Source organism: Pseudomonas sp. YJ42 (assembly GCF_047225135.1).
In the GTDB taxonomy this organism is placed as follows: Bacteria; Pseudomonadota; Gammaproteobacteria; order Pseudomonadales; family Pseudomonadaceae; genus Stutzerimonas; species Stutzerimonas stutzeri_E.
Map to the genome: position 1 here is coordinate 546,259 of NZ_CP178378.1, position 24,004 is coordinate 570,262.

Annotated in this window: 22 protein-coding genes; 12 read left to right on the top strand and 10 right to left on the bottom strand. The window is 60.8% G+C overall.

Features of this window, described 5'->3' with window-relative positions:
* Positions 1-16: 16 nt before the first annotated feature.
* Genes ACL0K2_RS02295 through ACL0K2_RS02305 form a run of 3 tightly spaced genes read right to left on the bottom strand, consistent with a single transcriptional unit; the run spans position 17 to position 1,960 of the window.
* Entirely contained in the window at positions 17-994 is a 978-nt protein-coding gene (locus ACL0K2_RS02295; RefSeq protein ID WP_413043684.1) for a TauD/TfdA family dioxygenase, read from the bottom strand.
* 12 nt (positions 995-1,006) lie between these two features.
* Entirely contained in the window at positions 1,007-1,738 is a 732-nt protein-coding gene (locus tag ACL0K2_RS02300) for a thioesterase II family protein (RefSeq protein WP_413043685.1), read from the bottom strand.
* Positions 1,739-1,741: 3 nt separating this feature from the next.
* Positions 1,742-1,960, bottom strand: coding sequence for an MbtH family protein (locus ACL0K2_RS02305; protein ID WP_045162181.1), 219 nt, complete (start codon positions 1,958-1,960; stop codon positions 1,742-1,744).
* Between the two features lie 348 nt (positions 1,961-2,308).
* Between ACL0K2_RS02305 and ACL0K2_RS02310 the strand changes: the two genes are divergently transcribed.
* Both ACL0K2_RS02310 and ACL0K2_RS02315 read left to right on the top strand, forming a co-directional pair.
* Positions 2,309-2,845 carry an RNA polymerase factor sigma-70 gene (locus ACL0K2_RS02310; protein ID WP_045162180.1) on the top strand — a complete coding sequence of 179 codons (537 nt, stop codon included), beginning with the start codon at positions 2,309-2,311 and terminating at the stop codon, positions 2,843-2,845.
* A 138-nt stretch (positions 2,846-2,983) separates the two neighbouring features.
* A complete protein-coding gene (locus tag ACL0K2_RS02315) occupies positions 2,984-3,751 on the top strand; it encodes an ATP-binding cassette domain-containing protein (protein ID WP_413043686.1) in 768 nt (255 codons plus the stop codon).
* A 48-nt stretch (positions 3,752-3,799) separates the two neighbouring features.
* On the opposite strand, the gene fhuF is transcribed toward ACL0K2_RS02315, so the two are convergent.
* The 4 genes from fhuF to ACL0K2_RS02335 all read right to left on the bottom strand — a co-directional run bounded on the left by fhuF (position 3,800) and on the right by ACL0K2_RS02335 (position 7,726).
* Complete coding sequence (fhuF, locus tag ACL0K2_RS02320; RefSeq protein WP_413043687.1) at positions 3,800-4,552, bottom strand: siderophore-iron reductase FhuF; 753 nt, start codon at positions 4,550-4,552, stop codon at positions 3,800-3,802.
* Between the two features lie 31 nt (positions 4,553-4,583).
* Positions 4,584-5,564, bottom strand: a complete 981-nt coding sequence (locus ACL0K2_RS02325) for a GNAT family N-acetyltransferase (protein ID WP_045162177.1) — start codon at positions 5,562-5,564, stop codon at positions 4,584-4,586.
* A gap of 105 nt (positions 5,565-5,669) precedes the next feature.
* A complete protein-coding gene (locus tag ACL0K2_RS02330) occupies positions 5,670-6,995 on the bottom strand; it encodes a lysine N(6)-hydroxylase/L-ornithine N(5)-oxygenase family protein (RefSeq protein ID WP_413043688.1) in 1,326 nt (441 codons plus the stop codon).
* A 179-nt stretch (positions 6,996-7,174) separates the two neighbouring features.
* A complete protein-coding gene (locus tag ACL0K2_RS02335) occupies positions 7,175-7,726 on the bottom strand; it encodes a sigma-70 family RNA polymerase sigma factor (RefSeq protein WP_413043689.1) in 552 nt (183 codons plus the stop codon).
* A gap of 84 nt (positions 7,727-7,810) precedes the next feature.
* Here ACL0K2_RS02335 and ACL0K2_RS02340 point away from each other — a divergent pair, with 84 nt between their 5' ends.
* The 6 genes from ACL0K2_RS02340 to ACL0K2_RS02365 all read left to right on the top strand — a co-directional run bounded on the left by ACL0K2_RS02340 (position 7,811) and on the right by ACL0K2_RS02365 (position 16,644).
* Positions 7,811-8,818 (top strand): FecR family protein, encoded by a 1,008-nt coding sequence (locus ACL0K2_RS02340; RefSeq protein ID WP_413043690.1) that lies wholly within the window; start codon positions 7,811-7,813, stop codon positions 8,816-8,818.
* 142 nt (positions 8,819-8,960) lie between these two features.
* Complete coding sequence (locus ACL0K2_RS02345; protein ID WP_045162173.1) at positions 8,961-10,643, top strand: cyclic peptide export ABC transporter; 1,683 nt, start codon at positions 8,961-8,963, stop codon at positions 10,641-10,643.
* An 88-nt stretch (positions 10,644-10,731) separates the two neighbouring features.
* Entirely contained in the window at positions 10,732-13,119 is a 2,388-nt protein-coding gene (locus ACL0K2_RS02350; RefSeq protein WP_413043691.1) for a TonB-dependent siderophore receptor, read from the top strand.
* 104 nt (positions 13,120-13,223) lie between these two features.
* Positions 13,224-14,126 carry an ABC transporter substrate-binding protein gene (locus ACL0K2_RS02355; RefSeq protein WP_413043692.1) on the top strand — a complete coding sequence of 301 codons (903 nt, stop codon included), beginning with the start codon at positions 13,224-13,226 and terminating at the stop codon, positions 14,124-14,126.
* A complete protein-coding gene (gene fhuB, locus ACL0K2_RS02360; protein ID WP_413043693.1) occupies positions 14,119-16,128 on the top strand; it encodes a Fe(3+)-hydroxamate ABC transporter permease FhuB in 2,010 nt (669 codons plus the stop codon). Before ACL0K2_RS02355 ends, fhuB begins: the two co-directional genes overlap by 8 nt.
* Positions 16,129-16,209: 81 nt before the next feature.
* A complete protein-coding gene (locus ACL0K2_RS02365) occupies positions 16,210-16,644 on the top strand; it encodes a DUF6196 family protein (RefSeq protein WP_413043694.1) in 435 nt (144 codons plus the stop codon).
* Here ACL0K2_RS02365 and ACL0K2_RS02370 read toward each other — a convergent pair.
* The gene (locus ACL0K2_RS02370) at positions 16,610-17,875 is read right to left on the bottom strand and encodes an MFS transporter (protein ID WP_413043695.1); all 1,266 of its coding nucleotides are present in this window, start codon (positions 17,873-17,875) and stop codon (positions 16,610-16,612) included. The two genes, ACL0K2_RS02365 and ACL0K2_RS02370, sit on opposite strands and share 35 nt — an antisense overlap.
* Positions 17,876-17,886: 11 nt before the next feature.
* Positions 17,887-19,302 (bottom strand): amidase, encoded by a 1,416-nt coding sequence (locus ACL0K2_RS02375; RefSeq protein ID WP_413043696.1) that lies wholly within the window; start codon positions 19,300-19,302, stop codon positions 17,887-17,889.
* A 135-nt stretch (positions 19,303-19,437) separates the two neighbouring features.
* Between ACL0K2_RS02375 and gcvA the strand changes: the two genes are divergently transcribed.
* Together gcvA and ACL0K2_RS02385 are read left to right on the top strand one after the other, a co-directional pair.
* Positions 19,438-20,340 carry a transcriptional regulator GcvA gene (gene gcvA, locus ACL0K2_RS02380; RefSeq protein ID WP_413043697.1) on the top strand — a complete coding sequence of 301 codons (903 nt, stop codon included), beginning with the start codon at positions 19,438-19,440 and terminating at the stop codon, positions 20,338-20,340.
* Between the two features lie 229 nt (positions 20,341-20,569).
* Entirely contained in the window at positions 20,570-21,553 is a 984-nt protein-coding gene (locus ACL0K2_RS02385; RefSeq protein ID WP_413043698.1) for a WecB/TagA/CpsF family glycosyltransferase, read from the top strand.
* Between the two features lie 232 nt (positions 21,554-21,785).
* On the opposite strand, the gene ACL0K2_RS02390 is transcribed toward ACL0K2_RS02385, so the two are convergent.
* Positions 21,786-22,838: an asparaginase gene (locus tag ACL0K2_RS02390; protein WP_045162160.1), complete on the bottom strand. Its 1,053-nt coding sequence runs from the start codon at positions 22,836-22,838 to the stop codon at positions 21,786-21,788.
* Between the two features lie 238 nt (positions 22,839-23,076).
* On the opposite strand from ACL0K2_RS02390, the gene ACL0K2_RS02395 reads away from it, so the two are divergent.
* Positions 23,077-23,514 carry a DUF6152 family protein gene (locus ACL0K2_RS02395; protein ID WP_413043699.1) on the top strand — a complete coding sequence of 146 codons (438 nt, stop codon included), beginning with the start codon at positions 23,077-23,079 and terminating at the stop codon, positions 23,512-23,514.
* A 10-nt stretch (positions 23,515-23,524) separates the two neighbouring features.
* Positions 23,525-23,998: a hypothetical protein gene (locus ACL0K2_RS02400; protein WP_045162157.1), complete on the top strand. Its 474-nt coding sequence runs from the start codon at positions 23,525-23,527 to the stop codon at positions 23,996-23,998.
* Positions 23,999-24,004 lie beyond the last annotated feature (6 nt).

A 24,004-nucleotide genomic window follows, 5' to 3' on the forward strand; every position in this document is an offset into this window, starting at 1 on the left:
TGGAAAATCGCAGCCCTCAGGCCTTGGGATGGTCAAGACCGTGGCCTTGCGCCATGGCGACGATGACCTTGCGCGGGCCGCTGAACGGCGCACGGGCATGGGCGGTGAGCATGTTGTCGAGCATCAGCACGTCGCCGCTGTACCAGGGAAAGCCCACCGTGGCCTCGGCCAGCACACCGCGGATGTCGTCGAGCAGGGATTCCTCGATGGGGCTGCCGTCGCCGTAGTAGACGTTGCGCGGCAGGTCTTCCTCGTCGACGATCTCCAGCAGACTCTCGCGCACCTCCTCCGGCAGGTTGGAGACATGAAACAGGTGCGCCTGGTTGAACCACACCCACTCACCGGTGCGCGGATGGCGGGCCACCGCCTGACAGCGTTGGCGGGTACGCAGCTCGCCGTCGTCCTTCCACTGGCACTCGATGCGATGGGCGCGGCAATAGGCCTCGACCACGGCGCGGTCGTCGCTGTTGAATACCTGTTCCCAGGCCACATCAAGGCCATTGCCGAAGTTGCGCACGTACATCAACCCGCGCTCGGCGAAGCGCTGGCGGATCGCCTCGCCGACCTGGCGGTAGATCACCCGGCTGTCGGCGATGGGCGTCTCGCCACCGCTCTGCGCGGCCTGCACGCAATAGAACCAAATGCGCATCGGCCATTCGCGGGTATAGGCCTGCTCGTTGTGCAGCGGAATGTGCTGGTGCGGCGGGTATTCGGTGGACGTATAGACGCCGGCGGTAACGTTGCTGCGCGGCGTCGAGCCGAATTCGTAATTGAGCAGCGGATCGCCGAAGCCAGCGGCGAATGCGCGGAAGCGCTCCGCCTCGCCAACACGAAAACCGCGCAGCAGCACCCCGCCGCAGCGTTCGAGGTGCTCATCGATCAGCCCGCGCAGTTCAGCCTGGGCCTCTAACAGGTCGACTTCGCCCTCGGCCTGCACCAGCAGCGGCAGCCCGCCACGTGCTTCAGCCAGAGGTTGAATGGAAAACAGTGCCATCGAGCTCTCCGTTCAGGCCCAGATGGCCTGTATATCACGCCCGTCCTGGCGCAGCTTGCCGAGCATCAGCTCGAGCAGGCGCGCCTCGCAGGCATTGATGAAGAAGTGACCCCCCTCGAGCATCTCCAGCGAGAAGCCTTCGGCGGTTTCGTCCTGCCAGGCAGCCAGCGCGTCCACCGAGACCCGATCGGCCTTGCCACCGAATACATGGATCGGGCAAGCAAGCAGTGCACGGCGGTAATAGCGGTAACGGCCGCATAGCAGGAAGTCGGCGCGCAGCACCGGCAGGGTCAGACGCAGCATCTCCTCGTCAGCGAACACCGCCTCGGGAGTACCTCCAAGACGGTGTAAACGCTGCAGCAGCTGAGCATCGCTCTGCTCCACCGCCAGCTCGAGATGGTTTTCGCGGCGCGATGGCGCGGGCGCAGCCGATACGAACAGCGCTCGCGGCGCAGGAAGGCCGCGTTGGCGGATTGCGTGCGCCAATTCGAAAACAAGCAGGCCACCAAGGCTATGGCCAAACAGCCCATAGGGCAGGTCCAGGCGCTCTTCCAGTTCAGCAGCAAGTTGGTCGGCCAGGCCGAGCAGGTCGGTCTGCAGCGGCTCGTTGAAACGCCGGCCACGGCCGGGCAGCTCCAGCGGAACCACCTCGATCCACTCAGGCAGAGAGCGGCGCCAACGTGCATAGACCATTGCGCTGGCCCCGGAATACGGCAGGCAGAACAGACGCAAGCGAGCGGCCATCGTTTACTGCCCCGCCGCTTGTGCATCCATGGCCTGGCGCAGGCTCAGCGGCCGCATGTCGGTCCACTCACGCTCGACGTAGGCCAGGCACTCAGCCTTGCTACCGCGTTGACCGGTCTCTTGCCAGCCGGCCGGCGCCGCCTTGTAGTCCGGCCAGAGGGAATACTGCGCTTCGTGGTTGACCAGAACCTTGAACAACGCGTCTTCGCGATCGAATGCCATCTGTACTCTCCTTCTCCCCGTACGGGGCGGTTGATCGGGCGGCACGGTGGCAGAGCACCTGTTGGCCGCTTTCCGATGAAGACGAAGGAGCGAGCGGAATAGTTAGCCTTCGCGTATGAGATTTATTCTCAACACAATGGAACATGCAGCACGAGCGAGAGTCCGACGAACGCTGCCATTCAGCAGAAAGCAACTAAGATCTGAATTGATAAGTATTATCATTTGGACTAGATTGCTCGCCTTCAAGCCAGTACAGGTGGGCCAGGCTGAGCGGGCGGTTCGCTCAACTGCCCAGGACAAGTCCAACCGATATGGACGTCCGCCTTCGCGTCGTACAGGAAATTTCACATGCCAAAAACAATTTCAGCAGAGCAGCATCCGGCCCTGAATGACATGTTCGTCACGAACAGGCAGACCTTCATCAACGCGGCGGCGCGCATTCTCGGGTGTCGCAGCCACGCCGAAGACGTGGTGCATGATGCCTATTTGAAGCTGCGCGGTGCGGCCGCGGTTCCCAGCCCCCATTCCCAGATCAGTTACCTGCTGCGCGTAGTACGCAACCTGGCCATTGACCGCTATCGACGTCAGGCCCTGGAAAAGCGCTATTGCGGCAGTGAGGAAGAAGGTCTCTATGTCTGCGCCTCAGGGGCATCGCCGGAAGGCCTTCACGAAAGCCGGCAGACGCTGGAAGCACTCTCCGACGCCCTCGCACAACTACCGGAACGCACCCGGTACGCCTTCGAGATGTACCGATTGCAGGGCAAAACGCAGAGCGCGATCGCTGCTGAGCTGGGGGTCTCGCCAACGCTGGTGAACTTCATGGTGCGCGACACGCTGATCCATTGCCGGCATGCCCTCAAGAAGATGGAGCGAAAGGAATCCTGAGCATCGCCAAGCGGATGGGCCCTAGACGGTACTCACGGAGCACGGGAAAACGATGTAGGCATCTTTCGCCAAAATTGATAACCATTAGCATTTGAATTAGGCTATCCGGCTTCCCGAAAATATCCGGTGGATGGACCCATGTTCGAACTGGAAAGCGTCAGCTTCAGTATTCCTGAACGCACCCTCTTGTACCCTCTGAGCCTAGGCATCCCCTCCGGACGCATGGTCGGTCTGATCGGCCATAACGGCTCCGGCAAGTCCACGCTGATCAAGCTGCTGGCCCGACAGCAATTGCCCAGCAGCGGACATATCCGTCTCGATGGCAAGGCCCTATCGGACTGGAGCCAGCGCGAGTTCGCCCAACAGGTCGCTTACCTGCCGCAGCAGCTGCCACAAACCGATGGGCTGACCGTTCGGGAACTGGTGGGTTTCGGTCGCTACCCCTGGCATGGCGCGCTCGGACGCTTCACCAGCGAAGATCGCGCCCAAGTGGAACGTGCGCTCGAACTGACCGACACCAGCGCCTTCGCCGAGCGCCTGGTGGATCAATTGTCCGGTGGCGAGCGTCAACGTGTCTGGCTGGCCATGTTGCTGGCCCAGAACACCCGTTATCTGCTACTGGACGAGCCCACTTCAGCGCTGGATATCGCCCACCAGGTGGAGGTCCTGTCGCGTGTTCAGGATCTCAGCCGCCAGCTCGGTCTCGGCGTGCTGGTGGTGTTGCACGATATCAATATGGCGGCGCGCTACTGCGACGACCTGCTGGCGTTGCACGGCGGTCGACTGCTGGCCCAAGGGAGCCCGACCAAGCTCCTGCACGGCGAAACCCTGGAGCGCATCTACGGCATTTCCATGGGTGTGCTGGCCAATCCAGCGGACGGCTCGCCGATCTGCTACGTGCATTGAGCAGCGGCCCGCCACCAGACTGCGCCCTGCCCCGCCAGCGCTGAGTGGCTACAGATCGCTCACATAGGCTGGCGGCTGGTCCAGTAGTGGACAGTTGTCACAATGCTCGAAATGTTCCAGCCGATACCGAATGCAACAGACCCGACGTTGACGCCAGAGACCATCCGGGCGCAACGCCGGGCTGACCTCCACGTAACGAACAGGCCGGAACAGCGGATTGCGGCGGCCATCGGGGCGGCGCTCGCTCGACAGCAGCTCATGACCATGGGTCAGCACCGCCCCCGGTAGCGCCTTGGCCATCTCACCAATAAACCACTCCAGATAATTGCCCGCGCTGCTCCACAGCACCTTGGGCGACAGACGCACCTCCGATGCCAACCCCTGGATGAAGGGCTGCAGATTCGCGTCGATCAGCTCGCCGAAACGCTGGAACGGATCGTTTGGCGGCGTGCTGAAAGGGCCGCCCTCAGCGGGCAGTTTGAACGCGTGCGGCAGACCTTGTTCGTCCAGCACCACCTCGACGTCATCGAAAGCCAACGGCAGACGCCAACCGAGCACCAGGGCGGCGGCCACAACCGGCGGAATCAAGCGAACCAAGTAGTATTTGGACCACTGCGAGGCCAGCGCACGACGGTCTTGCCCGGTATGCAGCGGGTCGAAACGCTGGAAGATCGCATCGAGCCGAGCCGGTTGCAGCAACAGAGGCGCGGGTATCGACGGGCGCGCATCGTCCCGGGTCGTCAGGACGTCGCGGTAGCTGGCGAACTCGCCGATATACAGGGGCGCGAGCGCGGCGATCATTGCCGCTCCCGGTAAACGCAGAGCGTGCGACTCAGCACAAGCGGCATCGCTCGAAGAAACGTTCACGACTCTGCACCATCAGCGCGGCGCGCTTGTGCGGAAAATCGAACTCTTTCTCCTGCCAGAAACCCAGACGCTGCATGTGCTCGATCATCCGGGCGTTGTCGGCCCGCGGCTCGGCAACGATGCGTTGGGTACGGGGATCATCCAGCAGCAGGTAGTGAATCAGAGACGGCAGCCAGCTTTCAACCTTGTGCGGGCCACGGTGCGCGTCTTCCCCCACCAGCATATGAATGCCCCGGTCGTAGTCGTCGGCCGAGTAGAACGGCGCGATGCGGTCCTCCTTGGCCCAGTAGGCCTCGAAGTAGCCGAACGGCTGGCCGTCGAAGCAGCCTATAAGGGCCAGCGTATGGGGATCGGCCGCGACCTTTTCCAAGTACTGCCGATGCTGCTCGAGGCTACCTTCCTCCTGCCAGAACGCCGCGACGCGTGGCTGGTTCTGCCAGCGGCTAAAGCGTTCCAGGTCGGTGTCGATATCCAGCGCACGAAACGAAATCCAACTGCCTAGACGTACATCGAAACGCCGGTACAGTTCACCGCCAGGCTTTGGCGGACGCAGCGGATGACGCTTGCCGTCGGTTATGCGCAAGCGTTGCGGATAGCCTTCGCTGGCCGGACCGAGGCGCCAGGGTGCCGGTAACTGCCAGAACGTCGCCCGCTCCACTTGCCAGGTACCGCTCGAGTCCCGGTTGAGCAGGCCGCTGTGCAGCAGTTCCGCCGGACACTCATCCATTCTCAGCACCAGTCGTTGGCACAGCGGATCGCTGGCGAACGCCTGGTAGGCCAGCGCCCAGACCGCCGGCGGCATATTGATAGCCGATAGTCGCCAGGAATCGTTCTGACGCTCGGCTCGACCCAGCGTTTGATCGTCGACCAGCAGGCTGAGCGCGTGTTCGCCGCCATCGACGAGCAACCGTCGGCCATCAGGCAAGGGAATGGAGCAACTGGTCATGTGTATTACCTCGAAAAACTCAAGACGAACGAGCGCCTGAAAAAATTAGTCGCTCGATGACAGTCGTCACCGAACGACTCGAATAGCAGACGCGCCGAGCAATCCTCAGGCGCTTTCCGCGGCTCGGGCATGCGGTACCGTCGCGACCGCCGGAAGACTGTCGAACAGCGAAACGGCGATTTCCTCGGCGCGCATCGGTAATACCGACAGCAGAGTATCGCTGAGACCGTGGCTGTCCTGACTGAACCCTTGCAGATAGATCCCGGCCCGCAAGCGTGCGTCGGCACGCATCCGGTAGTCGCGCCCGACGCTGAAGTCGCCCAGATACTCCTGCAGCGGCGCGAGCAGTTCGCGATGTGAGGTGCGCTCGTAACCGGTGGCAAGAATCACCGCATCGTAGCGACGGTTCTCCACCATACCGGTGGCGCTGTCGCAGAGGGTCAGCTCGACGCCGTTAGCATCGGCGCGGGCCGCTTCCACCGAGCGGCGGCAGAGGAAGCCATGGCGTGCGTCATTGGCGACTTTCTGGCGATAGAAGATGCCGTAGATGCGCTCGATCAAATCCAGATCGACGACCGAATAGTTGGTGTTGTGATACTCATGAATCAGCTTCTCGCGCTCGCTTTCCGGCTCGTTGAATACCAGATCGGTGTAGTTCGGCGCGAATATCTCGTTGACGAAGGGACTGTCGTCAGCCGGTTTCAGGACCGCGGCGCGAAGAATCATATCCACCTGCACGGACGGGAAGCTGTCGTTCAGATCGATGAACGCCTCGGCCGCGCTCTGACCGCCACCGACCACCGCGATGCGCATCGGCTCATGGCGCGTGCAGCGTTGCTGCGCCATGCACTCCAGATAACGGGCGTGATGAAAGACGCGGGCATCGTTGCGCAGGTGGACAAAGGCTTCGGGGATACGCGGCGTGCCGCCGGTACTAAGGACGATGGAGCGCGCCAGACGAAAATGCTCACGCCCCTGAGTATCGGTGGACATCACCTTGAGCCGATCGATGCCCTGAGCGCCGGAGACCGGCTCGACACGTGTCACCGTCTCGCCATAGGCGCACTGGTCGGCGAACTGGCGCCCCACCCAGCGCAAGTAGTCGTTGTACTCCAGACGGCATGGATAAAAGGTGCCAAGGTTGATGAAATCGATCAGCCTGCCCTGCTCGTGCAGGTAGTTGACGAAGCTGTAAGGGCTGGTGGGATTGCGCAGGGTCACCAAGTCCTTGAGAAAGGAAATCTGCAATTCGCTTTGCGCCACCAGCGTATTGCCATGCCAGCGATAGTCCTGCTGCCTGTCAAGAAACAACATGTGGCAATCGCGCTTCTGGTGCTGGGTCTGCTCCTGCAGGGCGATGGCCAGCGCCAGGTTGGAAGGGCCGAAGCCGATGCCCAGCACGTCATACGTTGGAGCGATCAATTGAGTCATGGTGCCTGTGTCCTCTAGCCGTTTACCACGGGCCGACGCGTACGCGGCGACCACCGGAAGCGCGCCTCCGCCGTGATGTCGACGGGGTGAAAGCGGCTTTGAAGAAAAGACGAGGCAGAAGGCGAGAAATTTAAATCATTCTCATTACGAACAGAGATAGCGGTCAGAACGAGCAGAAATTATTGCGTCCAGCTGAGCAGTCGGACACGACAGTGCTTCATCGCATTGACGATGTGCTTTTCCACCATGTCGCGGGAAAGGGAAAGGCGTTCGGCGATTTCCATGTGAGAGCAACCCTCCACCTTGCGCAACAAGAAGGCCTCCCGGCAAGGGGCCGGCAGTTCCTCCAGCGCCCGCCGCAACAGCTTCAATTGCTGGGCCTGGATGGCGTTCCCCTCCGGGTCGCGCTCATCCAGCCATTCTTCGTGATCGAGGCTGTCGAGCGGTTCGTTGCGTCGCACGCGGGTGCGGCGATGCATATCAATGCTGAGATTGGTAGCGGTCTTGAAAAGGAAGGCACGAGGCTGCTCGATGTCGCTCCCGGCCTTACGATCGAGCAGACGCACAAAAGCGTCATGAGCCAGGTCAGTGGCGACCTGGCGATCGCCGAGCAGGCGACTGAGGTAATGGACGAGTTCCTGATAATGACGGATCACAACGGCTTCCCTTCGGCGTTCCCGCCCGAAACCGCCCCATGCAGGTTTCGGGCGTGACGCATCTTGCGGATGCATGCTGGCAGTCCATGTCACCCCGTACTTATAATCACTCGCATTTTTCTGAAATGAAAGCGTGTTAGCGCTTCCGGAACTTCTCGAATGATTGGCAACCCGCTCCCTTCTGACGATGACCGCCTGAGCGCCGAGGCCGCGCTCTGGTGCACACGTCTGCACGATAAGGATTGCACTGACGAAGAGCGTCGGGACTTTGCTCGCTGGGTCGCAGAAGATCCGCGTCACCGCGCCGAGTACGATGCGATGCTGGCCATCTGGCAGTTGGCAGAAGGTTTGAAACCGGCCGGCGCTTCCGCCCTTGCGCATCCAACCACGCCGCCGGTTCGTCCACGTCGACGGCGCGATCCGGGGCGTATCGCCGCGGCCGCAGCGGTACTGGTGCTAACGGTCGCCACACTGTGGTCGGCTGGCTGGTCGGCAAGCCTCCTGCCTTCTCGGGTCGGCTATTACACAGCCGAAGACGCACCGCGCCAGGTCATCCTCGCCGATAACTCGCACGTTCAGCTCAACAGCCATACTCGGCTGTTTTTCGCCAGCTACCGCGACCGCCGCAGTGTCTGGCTGAACGGTGGTGGTGAAGCGTTCTTCGAAGTCCGTCACGACCGAGCGCAACCCTTCACCGTGCATACCGACAACGGCCAGGTGCGCGTCACCGGCACCCGTTTCAACGTCTGGACCAATCCCCAGCAATTGCTCGTCACGCTGCTGGACGGCTCGGTGACGCTGAGCCCACCCGAAGGCGTGAGCGGCAACAGCGCGCAGCTCATGCCAGGCATGCAAGCGCGCTACACCCAGGCCAGCCGGCGAATCGAGGTGAATCAGGTGGCCCCAGCCGGCGCGATAGCCTGGATCGAAGGCAAACTGGTGCTGGACGATCTGCCTTTGAGCAGCGCGCTGCCGCTGATCAATCGCTATCTGGATAAGCCTGCCAGCCTCGGCGACGACGAAGCAGCCGGCATGCGGATCGGAGGGGTTTACCAGACCAACGACCTGCGCGCGCTGATCGACTCGCTACCCGTAGTCCTGCCGGTTGAACTCACACGACGAGACGATGGCAGCACAGTCCTGGTAAGCCGAAACAAGCGGCCCTGAGCCGCCCTTCCCTTATTTGCGTCGGGCTGACGAACAAACCCAATCTTTTTTATTCAGTTTTTTATCGCTTCATACGTCTTAACAGGAACGATTCGGATTTACCGCCACCTGGCTGGTGACGATCCCCTGTTAGGACCCAACGATGCAGACATCCACGAACAGCACGCTCCGCGAACTCTTCAGGCTCCTTCGTCCGTTCGGACCGCAACTGCTTGGCGCCACGCTGCTCGGCATGCTCGGTGGCGCCAGCATCACCGCACTGCTGGCCACCATCAATTACAGCCTGCATTCCGATGAAGGTCTGCAGAGCGGCCTGTTGCTGGGTTTTGCCGGCCTGTGCCTGATGGCCCTACTGGGCTCGGTCGTATCTGACATCGGCACCAACTATGTCGGGCAACACGTCATCGCCCGTTTGCGTAAGGATCTGGGTAGCAAGATCATTTCGGCCCCCATCGATCAGATCGAGCGCTACCGCAGCCACCGCTTGATTCCGGTGTTAACCCATGACATCGACACCATCAGCGACTTCGCCTTTGCCTTCGCGCCGCTGGCCGTTTCCTTCACCGTCAGCATCGGCTGCTTGGGGTACCTCGCATCATTGTCGTTGCCGATGTTTCTGGCTACCGCGCTGGCCATCGTGATCGGTAGCGCTGTGCAATATGTCGCGCGTAGCAAGGGCATTCGTGGCTTCTTCGAGGCGCGTGACGAAGAGGATGAGTTGCAGAAGCACTACCGGGCCATGGCCGAAGGCGCCAAGGAGCTGCGGATCAGCCGCCCACGGCGCTTCCAGCATTACAGTGAGCGCTTGCAGGGCACTGCCGACCGCATCTGCGACATCCAGGTCAGCTCGATCAACCTGTTCGTAATTGCAAAGGGCTTCGGTTCGACGCTGTTCTTCATCGTCATCGGCGTGGCCCTGGCCTACCAGACGATCTGGCCAAGCACCGACAAGGCCACTCTGAGCGGATTCATCCTCGTGCTGCTGTATATGAAAGGCCCGTTGGAACACCTGATCGGCCAACTGCCCATCGTCAGCCGCGCGCAAGTCGCTTTCCGTCGCATCGCCGAGCTTTCGGTACGTTTCTCGTCTCCGGAGCCCAACCTGCTGCTGCGTGACGACGGTCGTCCAGCGATGCCCATGCAAGGTATAGAGCTACGCGGTTTGCACTACCACTACCCCACCGAGGACGGTAGCCAGGGCTTTGGTGTCGGCCCGTTGGACCTGACCGTGCGTCCCGGCGAGATCCTTTTCATCGCCGGCGAGAACGGCTGCGGAAAAACCACCATGATCAAGCTTCTGCTTGGCCTTTACGTGCCTCAGGCCGGCGAGCTACGGGTCAACGGTGAGGCGGTGACGGACAGCAACCGCGATGACTATCGTCAGCTGTTCACCACGATTTTTGCCGACTATTTCCTTTTCGAAGATCTGCTCAAAGAAAGCGAAGACATCCCCGTCGAAGCCAGTCGCTATCTGGAGCGTCTGGAAATCGCTCACAAGGTCACGCTGGATGGGCACAACTACTCCACCATCGATCTCTCCACAGGCCAGCGCAAGCGTCTGGCCCTGGTCCAGGCTTGGCTGGAAAAGCGCCCAGTGCTGGTGTTCGACGAATGGGCGGCCGACCAGGACCCGGAGTTCCGCCGGATTTTCTACACCGAGCTGCTGCCGGAACTGCGCGCGCAAGGCCGCACCCTGATCGTGATTTCTCACGACGATCGCTACTTCGATGTGGCCGATCGCCTGTTACGGATGAGCGCAGGGCGTATCACGGAAATCAGCGATAACCCACGCCGCACGCAGCAGCAGGATGCCGCTGTGCATTAGGACAATTATTTTTTCCGGTTTTTGGTCACTGACGCGTCATATAAATCTAAATAGTTCTTAACAACACTTCGATCTAAGGAGCTACACAGTGAAACGGTTTCTCAGCGCTTCGCATCGCAAAAAGCCACTGGCGGCGATCATCCGTGCCGCCGCGATTGGGCTGACATTGAGCGCCACCGGCGCAATCGCAGCGCCGGTCAGCATCGATGTTCCCGCCCAACCGTTGGCCTCTGCACTGACGAACCTTGGCGCGCAGACCGACCTGCAGATTCTCTTCAACCAAGCACAGGTACAGAATCTGCGCACCCCCGGCGTACGCGGCGAGATGGAGCCGACCGAGGCACTTGAAACGCTGCTCCGTAACACCGGCATTCGCTACCGGATCGAAGGTAATCGCGTGTCCCTGGTGGGCGACGAAACCAGCGCAGCTGCCCCTCTAGTCATGCCCGAGACGGTGGTCGAAGGCGTCATCGAAGGCCACGACAGCTTCGTGCCGAAGATGTCCAACAGCGGTAGCAAGACCGACACACCGATTCTCGAAATCCCCCAGTCGGTCTCGGTAATCACCCGTGCCCAACTCGAAACCCAAGGCGCACAGACCGTGACCGAGGCGCTGCGCTACGTGCCTGGGGTCAAGGTGGAAACCTATGGTCTGGATCCCAAAGGTTTCGACTGGTTGTTCCTGCGCGGCTTCAACGGCATGACCACCAGCGACTACCTCAATGGCCTGCGCCAGCAGAACAACAACTATGCCTTCTTTCGCAGCGAGCCCTATTCGCTGGAACGCATTGACGTTGTACGCGGCCCCGCCTCTACCCTGTTCGGTCAAGGTGATGCCGGCGGTATCGTCAACCGAGTGAGCAAGAGACCGACCGCCAACCAAACCAACGAAATACAGATCACTGGCGGTAGCCATAACCGTAAGCAGGGGCAGTTCGACGTTGGCGGCGCGCTCGATGAGCAGAACCAATTCCTTTATCGCGTGGTCGGCCTGGCCCGCGAAAGCGATACTCAGATCGAATACGACGACGGCCATGAAATAGAAGACGATCGCCTGTATATCGCTCCGTCATTCACCTGGGCGCCCGATGCGGACACCAGCCTGACCGTGCTCACCGATTTCCTTCGTGATCGCAACGGCGGCAGCGTGTTCGTCTATACCCCGCCGAACGGTCATCCGACCGACACCCTGCTGGGCGACCACAGCTTCAACCATTTCGACCAGGACCAGTACACCCTCGGCTACGAATTCCGTCATCGCTTCAACGACACCTTCGAGTTCCGCCAGAACCTGCGCTATGGCCAGGTTGATCTAGTTTTCAACAACCTGCTGCCCTTTACACAGGTCGGAAACAACCTGACACGTATTGCTGACCGTCGCGACCAGCACATGAACACTTTCAACATCGACAACCAGTTGCAGGCAGATTTCATGACTGGCTCGATACGTCATACGCTATTGTCTGGCATTGATTACAGCTGGCAGGACGCCGACGTCGCCTTCTATCGGAATTTGGGGCCTACTCTCGACTTGCTTGACCCCACCTATGGGCAGCCGGTACCCCGCCCCTCACGCGGTAACGGTCAGGTCGCCGCCGACTACGACCAGACCATTGAGCAACTCGGCGTGTATGTGCAGGACCAGATCCACTTCGACGATCACTGGCTGCTGACGCTGGGTGGCCGCCACGACCGGGTAGACAACGAGCTGGACGATCACACTTCCAACTCGACAACCCGGCAGAAGGACGACGCCTACACCGGTCGTGTCGGGCTCACCTATCTGACCAGCTTCGGGCTGGCGCCCTATGTCAGCTATTCCGAGTCGTTCAGCCCCAATAGCGGCCAAGCGCCCGGCGGCGGCACCTTCGATCCTAGCGAAGCCGAGCAGTGGGAAGCGGGTGTGAAATACCAACCGCACGACGACCTGCTGTTGACCCTCGCTGCCTACGATCTGACCAAGACCAACATACTCACCCGCCAGCTAGGTCCAAACGGCCTACCCACCGGTCTCGACGTCGCCGAAGGCGAGCAGCGCTCGCGTGGCATCGAGGCCGAGGCCCGTGCCAAACTCGGCGAGCATTGGGACGTGCTGGGTTCCTACACCTACACTAAGGCAGAGGTCACCCGAAGCAACAACGGTAACCAAGGTAATCGTCCTGCCAACGTGCCGGAGCATATGGCCTCCGCCTGGGTTAACTACAGCTTCACCGACGGCACGCTGCGCGGCCTGACCCTTGGCGGCGGCGCCCGCTATGTCGGCTCGATGTACGGCGACAACAACAACACATTCGCCATCGACAGCTACACCCTGTTCGATGGCTCGGCCAGCTATGCGCTAACTCCGCAGGTCACCCTGGGGCTGTACGCACAGAACCTGCTGAACGAGGACTACACCGCCACCTGCGATTCGGCGACCAGCTGCTATCCGGGCCTGGAGCGCAACCTCATGGCCAGCGTGAAGTACGCCTGGTAATTACCGCCGCGTAATACCGATTGCCCACCACCACGGGCCCCTCAGCGAGGGGCCCGACGCATTTCCGGAGCCGTCATGCCGCTATCGAAACACTGGAGTCCCGCATGCCACTGAGTCGCCGCCAACTGCTCAGCCAGCTCGGCGTAGGGGGGTTGGCGCTGGCGGCCGGGCTGCCGCTGCGCATCAGGGCCGAACCCCTGAGACGCGTCGTGGCGATCAACTGGGCGGCGGCGGAAACCCTGCTCACCCTCGGTGTCGCCCCGCTGGCCATCTCCGATGTTGGCTACTACAACCGGCGAATGCCGACCTGGCCGGTAAAGCCGCCGGTGCTGGATATCGGCCCCTATTGGGAGCCGAACCTGGAGCTGCTCCAGCAATTGAAGCCAGAACTGATCCTCTGCGATCCGCTTCCCCCTACGGTCGACCGTGCCCTACGCAGCATTGCACCCACCGAGGTGGTAGACATCTACCCCACCGAACAAGGCGTCTGGCGCAGCGCCAGCGCCTTCACCTTGCGACTCGCCGCGCGCCTGGAGCTGGAGTCACGTGCCGTCGCCTATCTCCAGGCAGCCAATGAGCGTCTCGAGATCTTGGCCGAACGACTGGCAAGCCGTCCCCAGCCGCCGTTGTGTATCGCGGTGCTCAACCAGGACGGCCGCCACGCGACGGTCTATGGCCGGCACAGCATGGCCCAGGATGTGCTCGATCGGCTCGGCCTGGTCAATGCCTGGCAAGGGCCGAGCAATGCCATGGGTTTCAGCTTGACCGGGGTCGAGCGACTCGCAGAAACGCCTGACACTCACTTGCTCTATATCGAAATCCCGACCACGTCGGCGCGTCTGCAGAGCCTGCGCCAGCCCAACGCGCTGTGGGACAACCTGCCGTCCGTACGTAACGGTCATAGCCAGCCTCTCGGCAAATTCTACCCCTACGGTGGCGTTGCCTCCGCCCTGAGCCTGGCGGAACGCATTGCCGGCTACCTTCTGAAGAGCCAACCGCATGTCTGATTCCCTCACCGCTCTGCCCGCCGGACGCGGCGAGCCCTACCGCAACCCGCTGCCCTGGGTCCTGGCGCTCGGGTTGGTCGCCCTGTCCCTGGCGGTCCATGGCCTGCAAGGACTGCTTCCCCGCGAGGTCTGGTGGCAGGCGCTGTGGAGCCCTGATCTCGACGACGCGCGTCAGGTCATGCTGCACTACAGCTTCGCGCCTCGGCTGCTGGTCAGTCTGCTGGCCGGCGCCGCCCTTGGACTGGCCGGCACACTGTTTCAGCAGGTGCTGCGCAACCCACTGGCCGAACCAGTAACCCTGGGCGTAGCGGGTGGTGCCAACTTGGCGTTGTCGGTGTTCACCATCGGCGCGCCTGGGCTGTTGGCACGTTTCGGTGTCGAATGGGCCACGCTGCTAGGTGCCGGACTGGCAACCCTGGCGCTGTTCGCCATTGCCTGGGGGCGGACGCTTTCACCATTGCGTTTCATCCTTGCCGGCATGGTCATCAGCCTCTACTGCAATGCCATCAATGCATTGTTGGTGCTTTTCAACCACGACTATTTGATCGACTTGCTGCTCTGGCAAGCCGGATCGCTGAACCAGAGCAGCTGGGACGGCGTCACCTACCTGCTGCCCCGCCTGCTCGGCGCGGCACTGCTCGCAGGCCTCCTGCTGCGCCCACTGGCAGCGCTTGGCCTGGAGGACGAAAGCGCCTCCAGCCTCGGCGTATCGCTGCGCACCACGCGCAGCCTGGCACTGCTCAGCGCGGTGGCGTTGAGCGCCTTCGTCACCAGTTGCGTTGGCATTATCGGGTTCGTCGGCCTCGCCGCGCCGGCCATCGCTCGTCTGACCGGGGCCCGCACGCTGCGCCAGCGACTGATCTGGGCGCCGATATTGGGCGCCGTACTGCTCTGTCTGGTAGATCAGTGCGCCCGTGAAATTTCGCGCTTCGTGGGAGAAGTCCCAGCCGGCATCCTCACTTCGGTGTTCAGCGTGCCGCTGTTGCTTTGGCTGCTGAGCCGTCAACGTGCCGGTGGTATTCGTCCGGCACGCGCCGGCATCGGTCGCCGAAAAGTGTCCACCGCTCGTTTGATTGTCGGTGTCGGTCTGCTGTTGCTTGTGCTGCTGCCCGTCGCACTGCTCCTGGCGCCCGTGGCGGACGGCTGGCACTGGAGTTCTTTCGGTCAGCTGCAGCCGGTGCTGCAATGGCGGCTGCCGCGCGCTGTGGCGGCGATCGCTGCCGGTGCCATGCTTGCGGCTGCCGGTCTGTTGATTCAACGCCTCACCGGCAATCCCATGGCCAGTCCGGAGGTGCTTGGCGCCAGTTCCGGCGCCGCGCTTGCCGTGCTGATCCTGTTTCTTGTCGTCAGCCGTCCCGAACCGCTGATGCTGCCAGCTGCCAGCGTTGGCGCCCTGCTCACGCTCGGCCTGCTGCTCTGGCTCGGCTGGCGCAGCGCCTTCAGCGCTGAGCGCATGCTGCTCACGGGGGTCTGTCTGACCACCCTGCTCGGCTCGCTGAGTACCTTGATGATGGCCAGCGGCGATCCACGTATGACCATGCTGATGAGCTGGATGACTGGCTCCACCTACCATGTCGATGACACCCGAGCGCTGGTCGCACTGGGCGTTGCCGGTCTGCTGTTGCCGCTATGCTTGCTGTTGGCGCGCCCGCTCGAGCTGCTCACGCTAGGGACGGGACCCGCCTCTGCATTGGGGCTGCGCCTGCGTCTGAGCCAGCTGACGATCCTGATGCTCGCGGCGCTGCTTACGGCGGCCGGGACGCTGGTGGTCGGCCCGCTCAGCTTCGTCGGGCTGATTGCGCCTCACATCGTTCGCCAGCTCGGTGTACGTCATGCCGTGCCGCAACTTGTGCTCGCCGCGCTCATCGGGGCCTTGATCATGCTTGTCGCCGACTGGATGGGGCGCAGCATCGCCTATCCTTGGCCGGTCTCCGCGGGTTTGCTGGCCGCATTTATCGGCTGCCCCTATTTTCTTTGGCTGATGCATCGCGAACGGGGTTGAACCCAGAGCCGGCTGCCAAGCTAAGATCGCGTCCGCATACACCGGCAGGCGTGATCCGCCCGCATACTCCTGAGGTGAACGATGGTCAGTATCTCGCATGAAACACCGGAGAAAACGGCTAGCCGCCTCGAGTCGATCATCCAAAGAAGCCGTCTTACGCTTTTTGACGAGCCGTATGCTTTTGAGGAATTTCCGCTGGCACATTTCCCCAATCGGGCAAATGTGGAAGCACTGGCGATGGTGCGCGATGAGCACGTTTGGAGCCAGTTGGTGAAAAGCAACGACGCCAGCATGGAGCTCTTTGCAGTCTGGCGGTTTCACTTCCCAGCGGACGCTGATAATTCGGGTTTCGTGGGATGGTTAGCCGCGCGGCTTAAAGCGAGTTTTGGCACCGGCGTGTTTGTGGTTTGCGGGCAAAACAGTACGGATGGTGGCATCTACGATTACTGGGGATGCCCATGGGCGCTGCGTGACGACGTTTTCAGTGAAGTGAAGCGTCTGGTGTCCCCTCGCTAGTGGAAAACCGAGCGCGTCTGATCGATGTACCCGCCGCGATTACCGTGGCAACCAGGTTCGCGCAGAGGCTTGCCAGGATTGGTGTCGTGTAGCTCTGGGTCAGATCGAAGGCGTATCCCGCCAGGCTAGGCCCTATCAACGTACCGAACGCCACACTGGTGTACAGAATACCGATGAGGCTGCCGACTTTGGCTTCGCCGAAGTAGTCCATGACGAGGGCTGGGAGGACTGCGACCCACCCGCCGTAAAAAATGCCATAGACAAGCGCGAAGATGACTAACGACCAGAATTCCGCCGCGATCAGCCAGATCAGCATGGCGAGCGCCATGCCGACGAACATGATCAAAAGGGAAAAGCGCCGCCCGTACCGATCGGCAAAGCCGCCAAGCAAAAAACGCCCAGCCGTGCTTCCTAACCCGATTACAGCCAGAAGGTAGACGGCCTGTGCGGGCGCGATGCCGAGATCCATAGCGTAAGGAGCGAGATGGGCGAACGGCACGAAGACGCCGAATGAGCAGAGTAAGCAGGCGGCATAAAGGCCGATGAAGCGCGGTGACTTGACGGCTGTGGCTACAGCGAAGCCTTTGCGTGGTTCGTCTCGTGCGCCCACCTGCACGGGGTCGCCGTCGGGCGCAGCGCCTCGATCCCTGGGGTTGTTGACGATCAGCAGCGCCATGCCCGCACCAACGACCGCGGCGAGCCCGCCGAGCACGAGGTAGGCATCGCGCCACCCGATGGACTCGATTAGCAGAGCGGAAAATGGCGGCATCACAAGCGTGCCGACGCCAATCCCACTGACCGCGACGCCGGATGCGAACCCGCGACGGCGAACGAACCATCGCTGGATGGTGCTCAGCACAGGTACATAAGAGAGACCTACACCGAGCCCTACCCCAAGCCCGTAGGCGATATAGACTTCCGTCAGAGTGCGGGCCATACCGGCTAACGCCAAACCGAGCCCCACCAGGATCATGCCGGCGACCGCCAGCGTCCGGGAACCCCAGCGATCGGCGAGCGGCCCGCTCACAACTCCCAGGCCGAAATACAGAAAGCCCGCCAGTGAGAACACCAGGGAAACCGAGCCACGCGAGGCTGAAAACTCGTTCTGAAGAGGGATGACGAAAGCGCTGAAGGTATAGGCGCTTCCGAATCCGACGAAGGTAACGGCGAAAGCGGCCGCCACCACAAACCAGCCGTAGAAAACACGAGACGGCATCGAATTGTTTGTCATGGAAATGCCCGTTAGGCCAATGGATGGCAACGATGCCAGGATGTAGCGCTTTGAAAGGCGGCGCCGGCTCGAAGGAGCATTGCCTCGTCAAGATGCGCAGAGACGAGCTGGAACCCTATGGGTAAACCGGATTCGGTGAAGCCACCGGGCAAGGTGATGGTGGGATTGCCGGTCAGATTGAATGGGCAGGTGTAGCGTTGCAGCCTGGCGATCAGTTCGGGCTGTTCACCCAATGTCTGTATCGCGTCGAGGCTCAGTGGTGCGAAGGGGTGTACCGGCGTAAGCAGCAAATCAACGGTGTTGAAAAAGGTGCAAACGCTGCCACGGAAAGTCAGTCGCCGCAGCAGTAGCTTCTGATAATCGATGCCGGACAGAGCGCTACCTGCTTCGATAACGGACGCCAGCACCCGGCCGTATTCGCTCTTGTGCGCAGGATAGGTTGCCTGGTGCGCGACGGCCGCCTCCACCGCGCATATCGGGTACCAGTCCGCAACCGCCTGCTGGACGTCCGGAAAGGCGACTTCGGCGATCTGCGCGCCGAGCGAGCGAAACACCTCCAGCGCGTCCAATAGCGCCCGTTGAATAGCGGGGTCAACATCGGCGCTGTTCCACTCGGGGTCCACGCCTATCCGTACGCCCCGGATGCCCTGGCCTACAGCCGCCACGTAATCTGGGACCGGATCGGTTATCGCAGTGGGGTCCTTCGGATCACCGCCAGCGATGGCTGCGAGCAGCGTGGCGATGTCCTCGGCACTCCGGGCCATAGGGCCCACATGATCGAGGCTTGCAGCAAGCTCGAACACGCCGTGACGGCTGACGCGCCCCCAGCTGGGTTTCAGGCCTGTCACACCATTGGCGGCAGAAGGCCAACGAATCGAGCCCCCCGTATCGGAGGCAAGCGCGCCGTAGCACAGCCCCGCCGCCGTCGCAGAGCCCGGACCGCTGGAAGAAATACCAGGCCAGAAGTCAGTATTCCAAGGATTCTTGGGGGCGGTAATCAAGGGATGGTGATCGGAGTAAGCGCCTTCGGTGAGTTGCAGTTTGCCCAGCAAGACGGCCCCGCCCTCCTTGAGACGCCGCACGACAGTGGCATCCTCGGTTGGGTGATTGTCCTGATGAATCGGCATGCCTGCTGCGGTCGGTATGCCTTTGGTCCAGAACAGGTCCTTCGCCGCGATCGGTATGCCATGCAGGGGCCCTCGGTATCGGCCCGCCGCGATCTCCGCCTCGGCCGCTTCAGCTTGGGACAAAGCAATATCCGCCGTCACAAGCGCGTAGCTACCGAGGCTACCGTCCATGGTTGCAATCCGGTCCAGCTGCGCCTGCACGACCTCGACTGGTGATATCTGGCGCGTTCTTATGTGAGCCGCGAGCTGAGTCAATTCAAGGTAATGCAGAGCTGTCGGTTGGGTGGTCACGTGATCCATCTCCACGAAAGGTATAGATAAGCTTGATCACGCATGCATGATTCGCATCAAGGTGACTAAGCTGAAAGAATAGTGACCCTGCACAAACGCTCGCGCAAACGAGTATTTCTGTCGGTTTCGAGTTAGGTGAGCTAAATGATCGAGCGCAAGATGCCCCCACTGAATGCACTCCGTGCGTTCGAAGCTACGGCAAGACACCTGTCGGTGAAGAACGCCGCTGAAGAACTATGCGTGACACCTGGCGCAGTAAGTCAGTTGCTCAAAACGCTCGAGTTCCATCTGGGCGTCAAGCTATTCCACCGGGTGAACCGGGGCATCTTCCTGACCGATATCGGGCAGACTTACCTGCCGCCGGTACGCAACGCCTTCAGGCAAATAACCGAAGCCTCCAGTCGCATTGCCAGCGCCATGGAGACAGGAATGCTGACTGTGAGCGTGACTTCGTTCTTCGCGTCAGCCTGGCTCGTACCGCGTCTGACGCAATTCCAGAACGACAATCCGGAGATCGATCTGCGGGTGGTAACCAGCAATCAATTGGTGGACTTCTCCCGCGATAGCGTTGATGTCGCCATCCGGCACGGACTTGGCGTTTATCCGGGGCTGTCGAGTCACCGCGTGTTGGCGGCGGAGATCGTTCCGGTGGCAGCCCCGCAACTCGTTGAACGATTGGGTCAGCCAGCAACGCCATCCGACCTGACGCACTGGCCGCACGTACATGATGCGGAGCGCAAGGCCTGGCATCGCTGGTTCCAGTCGCAAGGAATAGAAGATGTGGGTCCGCCCCGGGGGCCATCCTTCGATGACTCGGGATTGCTGGTCAAGGCCGTACTGGCGGGCCAGGGTGTGGGGCTGCTGCCGGCCGCCATGGTGGCTCCTGAACTCGCGCAGGGGCAGCTCGTTAAGGTTGCGGGGGTCACGCTGCTAGAGGACTTTGCCTACTATCTGGTCTACCCAGAAGCCCGACACGAACGACCAAAGGTCGCCGCGTTCCGTCGTTGGATACTCGATTCGGCGGCCGAAGCCGGTCTCTCGGGTTGAGAAGCCCCCACTCGGCTTGCGCTGTTCATGCCGTGTCGATGCACTTTTACCGGAACGTCCACGCAAATGCGTGCGAGACGCGGTAACACCCCGCATATCGAAATGCTCGACATTTTGGGCAACCCCGCCACACCCAGGCTTTCACCGCAAGCCATTGCCGGTGTGGTGTTTCCCGACGCACATCGAGCGGGTCTAGTGCCGAGGAAGTTCGCACTCATGGCCGGACGGCATGCACCGGGCGACCGCCAGCATTCTCGGCGCTGGCCATCGATGCGGGTTCAGCTGCTGCGTCTGGCCTCTCGGCACCTCGCTCGAACCTCTTCGTTCGACTGGGTTCAGTTTAAGAGCAACGAAAGAACTGCAGCGACACAGCAGTTCTTGGCTTGAACGCACCCCAAACGCCGAACGAGGAGGCAGAGTTTTGCATAAGCAACCGCGATGGAGTGAGCCTCGTGCAGACGAAGGACCGTCCTGTTGCAATGACAGACAAAACACGCTCAGGGTATTCGATATCGACCTCTACAATGGATCAAATGCCGAACTCATCTCGCACATCATCGAGGCGAGCGATACCGAGTTCAGTTATATCGTGACGCCCAACGTCAATCATGTGGTACGGCTCGAAGACGATCCCGAGCTACGTCGCGCCTATGCCAACGCCAGCCACCGGATATGCGATAGCCAGGTCTTGAAAGGCTTGATGAAGCTCATGCGTATCCAGGTGCGCGAGGTCATCCCTGGCAGCAATCTGACCGAGGAACTCATGCGCATCGCGGACGCGAGGAAATGGCGAGTAGCGGTGATTGGCAGTGACGCCTCGGAAATACAGACGATGCGTCAGCTATACCGAAATGTGACTTTCATCCATCACAACCCACCCATGGGTTTCTTCGATCGCCCAGAGGAGATCCAAGCGTGCCTGGATTTCGTTACCGACCACCCGGCACAACTGGTCGTGCTGGCCGTCGGGTGTCCGCGTCAGGAACTTCTGGGCCAGCTGATCCATACGAACGGAGGGGCTCAGGGCGTCGGGCTTTGTGTGGGCGCGTCAATCAATTTTTTGTCCGGCAAGGTCAAGCGCGCGCCCAGATGGATGCAACGTATGTCACTTGAATGGCTGCATCGTATGTGCACGGAGCCGCGGCGCCTGGTGAAGCGCTACGTGACGGATGCGATTCGCATCATCCCGATCGTATTCCGTCAGCTTCGCTAACGATTGATCATTCGCGCTCGGTGGGGCCACCCGGTATCCCGGCGCCAATCCCAACATTGCCGCCATTGCAAACCGTAAAGTCTCATGAGGGCCTCCATGAGGAAGCCCAACATATCGGCACTCAGGTGCATGGCTTTAAGACCACGATCAGTGACCGAGGCTGCGCGACTCAAGCGCCGCCGCTACATTGCTTCGCGGCCTGCATGCGCCGACTGTTGCATGTCCAGGGTGTTCACATCTCGTCGAATGCGGCCTGTAGGTCTTGTTGTCCCGATTTACCGCTTTGTAAAAGCAGCATCAGCAGAATGCGCGCCTTCTGTGGACTCAGATTTCCTGCCATGACGGCGCCTGCATCGGCGGTCGTTTTACCGCCACCCTCGAAGCCGTAATTGGCCATGACTCGCCCGTTATAGACACGCGTCGAGATGACTACCGGTACCTCCTTGCCCAGCGCATATTTCACCGCCTCGAACATCGGCCGGTTCATGTTTCCCATGCCCAGCGCCTGCACCACGATTCCTTCAGCGCCTTGGTCGACAGCGCTGCGCAGCAGGCTGCCATCGGCGCCTCCATACATGGCAACGATCTCCACTTTTGGCATGGTGTCGGCGCTGATCTCGATATGCTGTCGGCGTAGTGGCTCCCTGGCGAAAATCACGCGGTCGGGATACACCTCCCCTAGAAAACCGTAATCGCCAGATTGAAAGGTCTCTACGTTGGCCGTATGGGTTTTGGTCACATGGCGCGCAGCATTGATCTGGTTATTCATGGCCAGCATGGTGCCTTTGCCCTTTGCTTGCTCATCAACCGCAATCCGCACAGCGTTGAGCAGGTTGCGGGGGCCGTCGAAGTCGGAAGAGGACGCGTTGCGCTGTGCCCCAATAACGACGACGGGCTTTTCCGATTTTACGGTCAGGTCAAGCCAGAAGGCGGTTTCCTCCAGGGTGTCAGTGCCGTGCGACACGATCACACCCGAAACTTCCGGATTCTGAAGTGCAGTGTTTACTGCCTTGGAAAGCTCCACCCACCGCGGGGGATCCATGTAGTCCGAAGGCACGTTCGATAGATTATTGACTTCGATCTTGGCGAGCTTTGCCACTTCAGGCACGGTGGCCAGCAAATCATCGCCAGAAATGGCAGGTACGGGTGCGTTTTTGACCGGGTCGATTTTCATGGCAATCGTGCCACCGGTGGCAATGAACTGAACGGTTGGCTTCTCCTGGGCATGGGCACCGCCAGTTAGCGCCGCGCAAAGCCCGGCCAACAGCAATAAGCTCTTTTTCATGTCAGTTCCTTATCTGGTTATTCGTGCGCGGTAATGAAACTGACAAGCGATCTGACGTTTGGTTGGGTCTTCGTCCGGTGTTGCGTCCAGCTCGTAGCGTTTGAACATGACGTTGAAAGCGAAAGTCCCCAGAACCTGCTACACATCATTTAGGACGGTAGGCACTGGCAGTTCTTGTTTTACCGGAAGCCGCGTTCAATGTGTCCAACACCTACTTATTCGCCTCAAGAGCATCATCATGTCGATATCAAGCGAAAGCCGAACCGCCATCCGAGCAGCCTCCATCACGGCGAACAAATTTGCCCGTCGTATGGCCTCAGTCCTTTGTGTCACAGCGATAGTGTTGGCTACAACACAAGTCTTCGCTCACCACGGTTGGGCCTGGGCAGAAGAAGAGCTCTCGGAATTGAAGGGCACAATTGATGAAATTTCGATGGCTCCACCTCATCCGGTCTTACGCGTAAAGGCTCAAGACGGCCGCGTATGGCGAGTTGATCTGGGGAATCCGAACCAGACACAACGTTCCGGTTTTACTGGCGATACTGCCAAAGTGGGCGATGACATCACGGTACTCGGCAACCGTACCAAAGAGCCGAACGAAGCGCATATGAAAGCCGTGCGGGTTACGGTCGGCGGCAAGCAATACGACATGTATCCGGAACGCATCACGGAATGACGCCGCGGCGATGACAGTTTTTCTGCAATCAATCGCCGCCTGGCCCGGCGCCGTCTTCCTGCAGGAATCCTGGATCGCCTATCTCGTCGTCAATGCAGCTCACATCCTTGGCATAGGGCTACTGCTAGGCGCGATCTTGCCCCTCGATTGGCTCGTTTTACGGTCACGGCACGCGCGGGCTCTGCCAATCCTTGGACCCTTTCTTGTACGCGCGGCAGCGACGGGCTTCACGCTCGCGGTGATTACGGGCCTTTGGTTGTTCTCCGTGAAACCGGTCGAATACGCAGAGAACCCAGCGTTTCGCTACAAAGCGGCACTGCTAGTGGTGGCAATCTGTAACATCACTCTCCAGCATCGCGGCGGCCACTTTAATACCGCCCTGTGCAGCAACCAGCTAACTGTTCGAGTTCGTACCCTCGCCGCCGCCTCCGCCATGCTTTGGCTTTCGATCCTCATCGCTGGCCGCTGGATCGGATTTGTCTGAATGGGA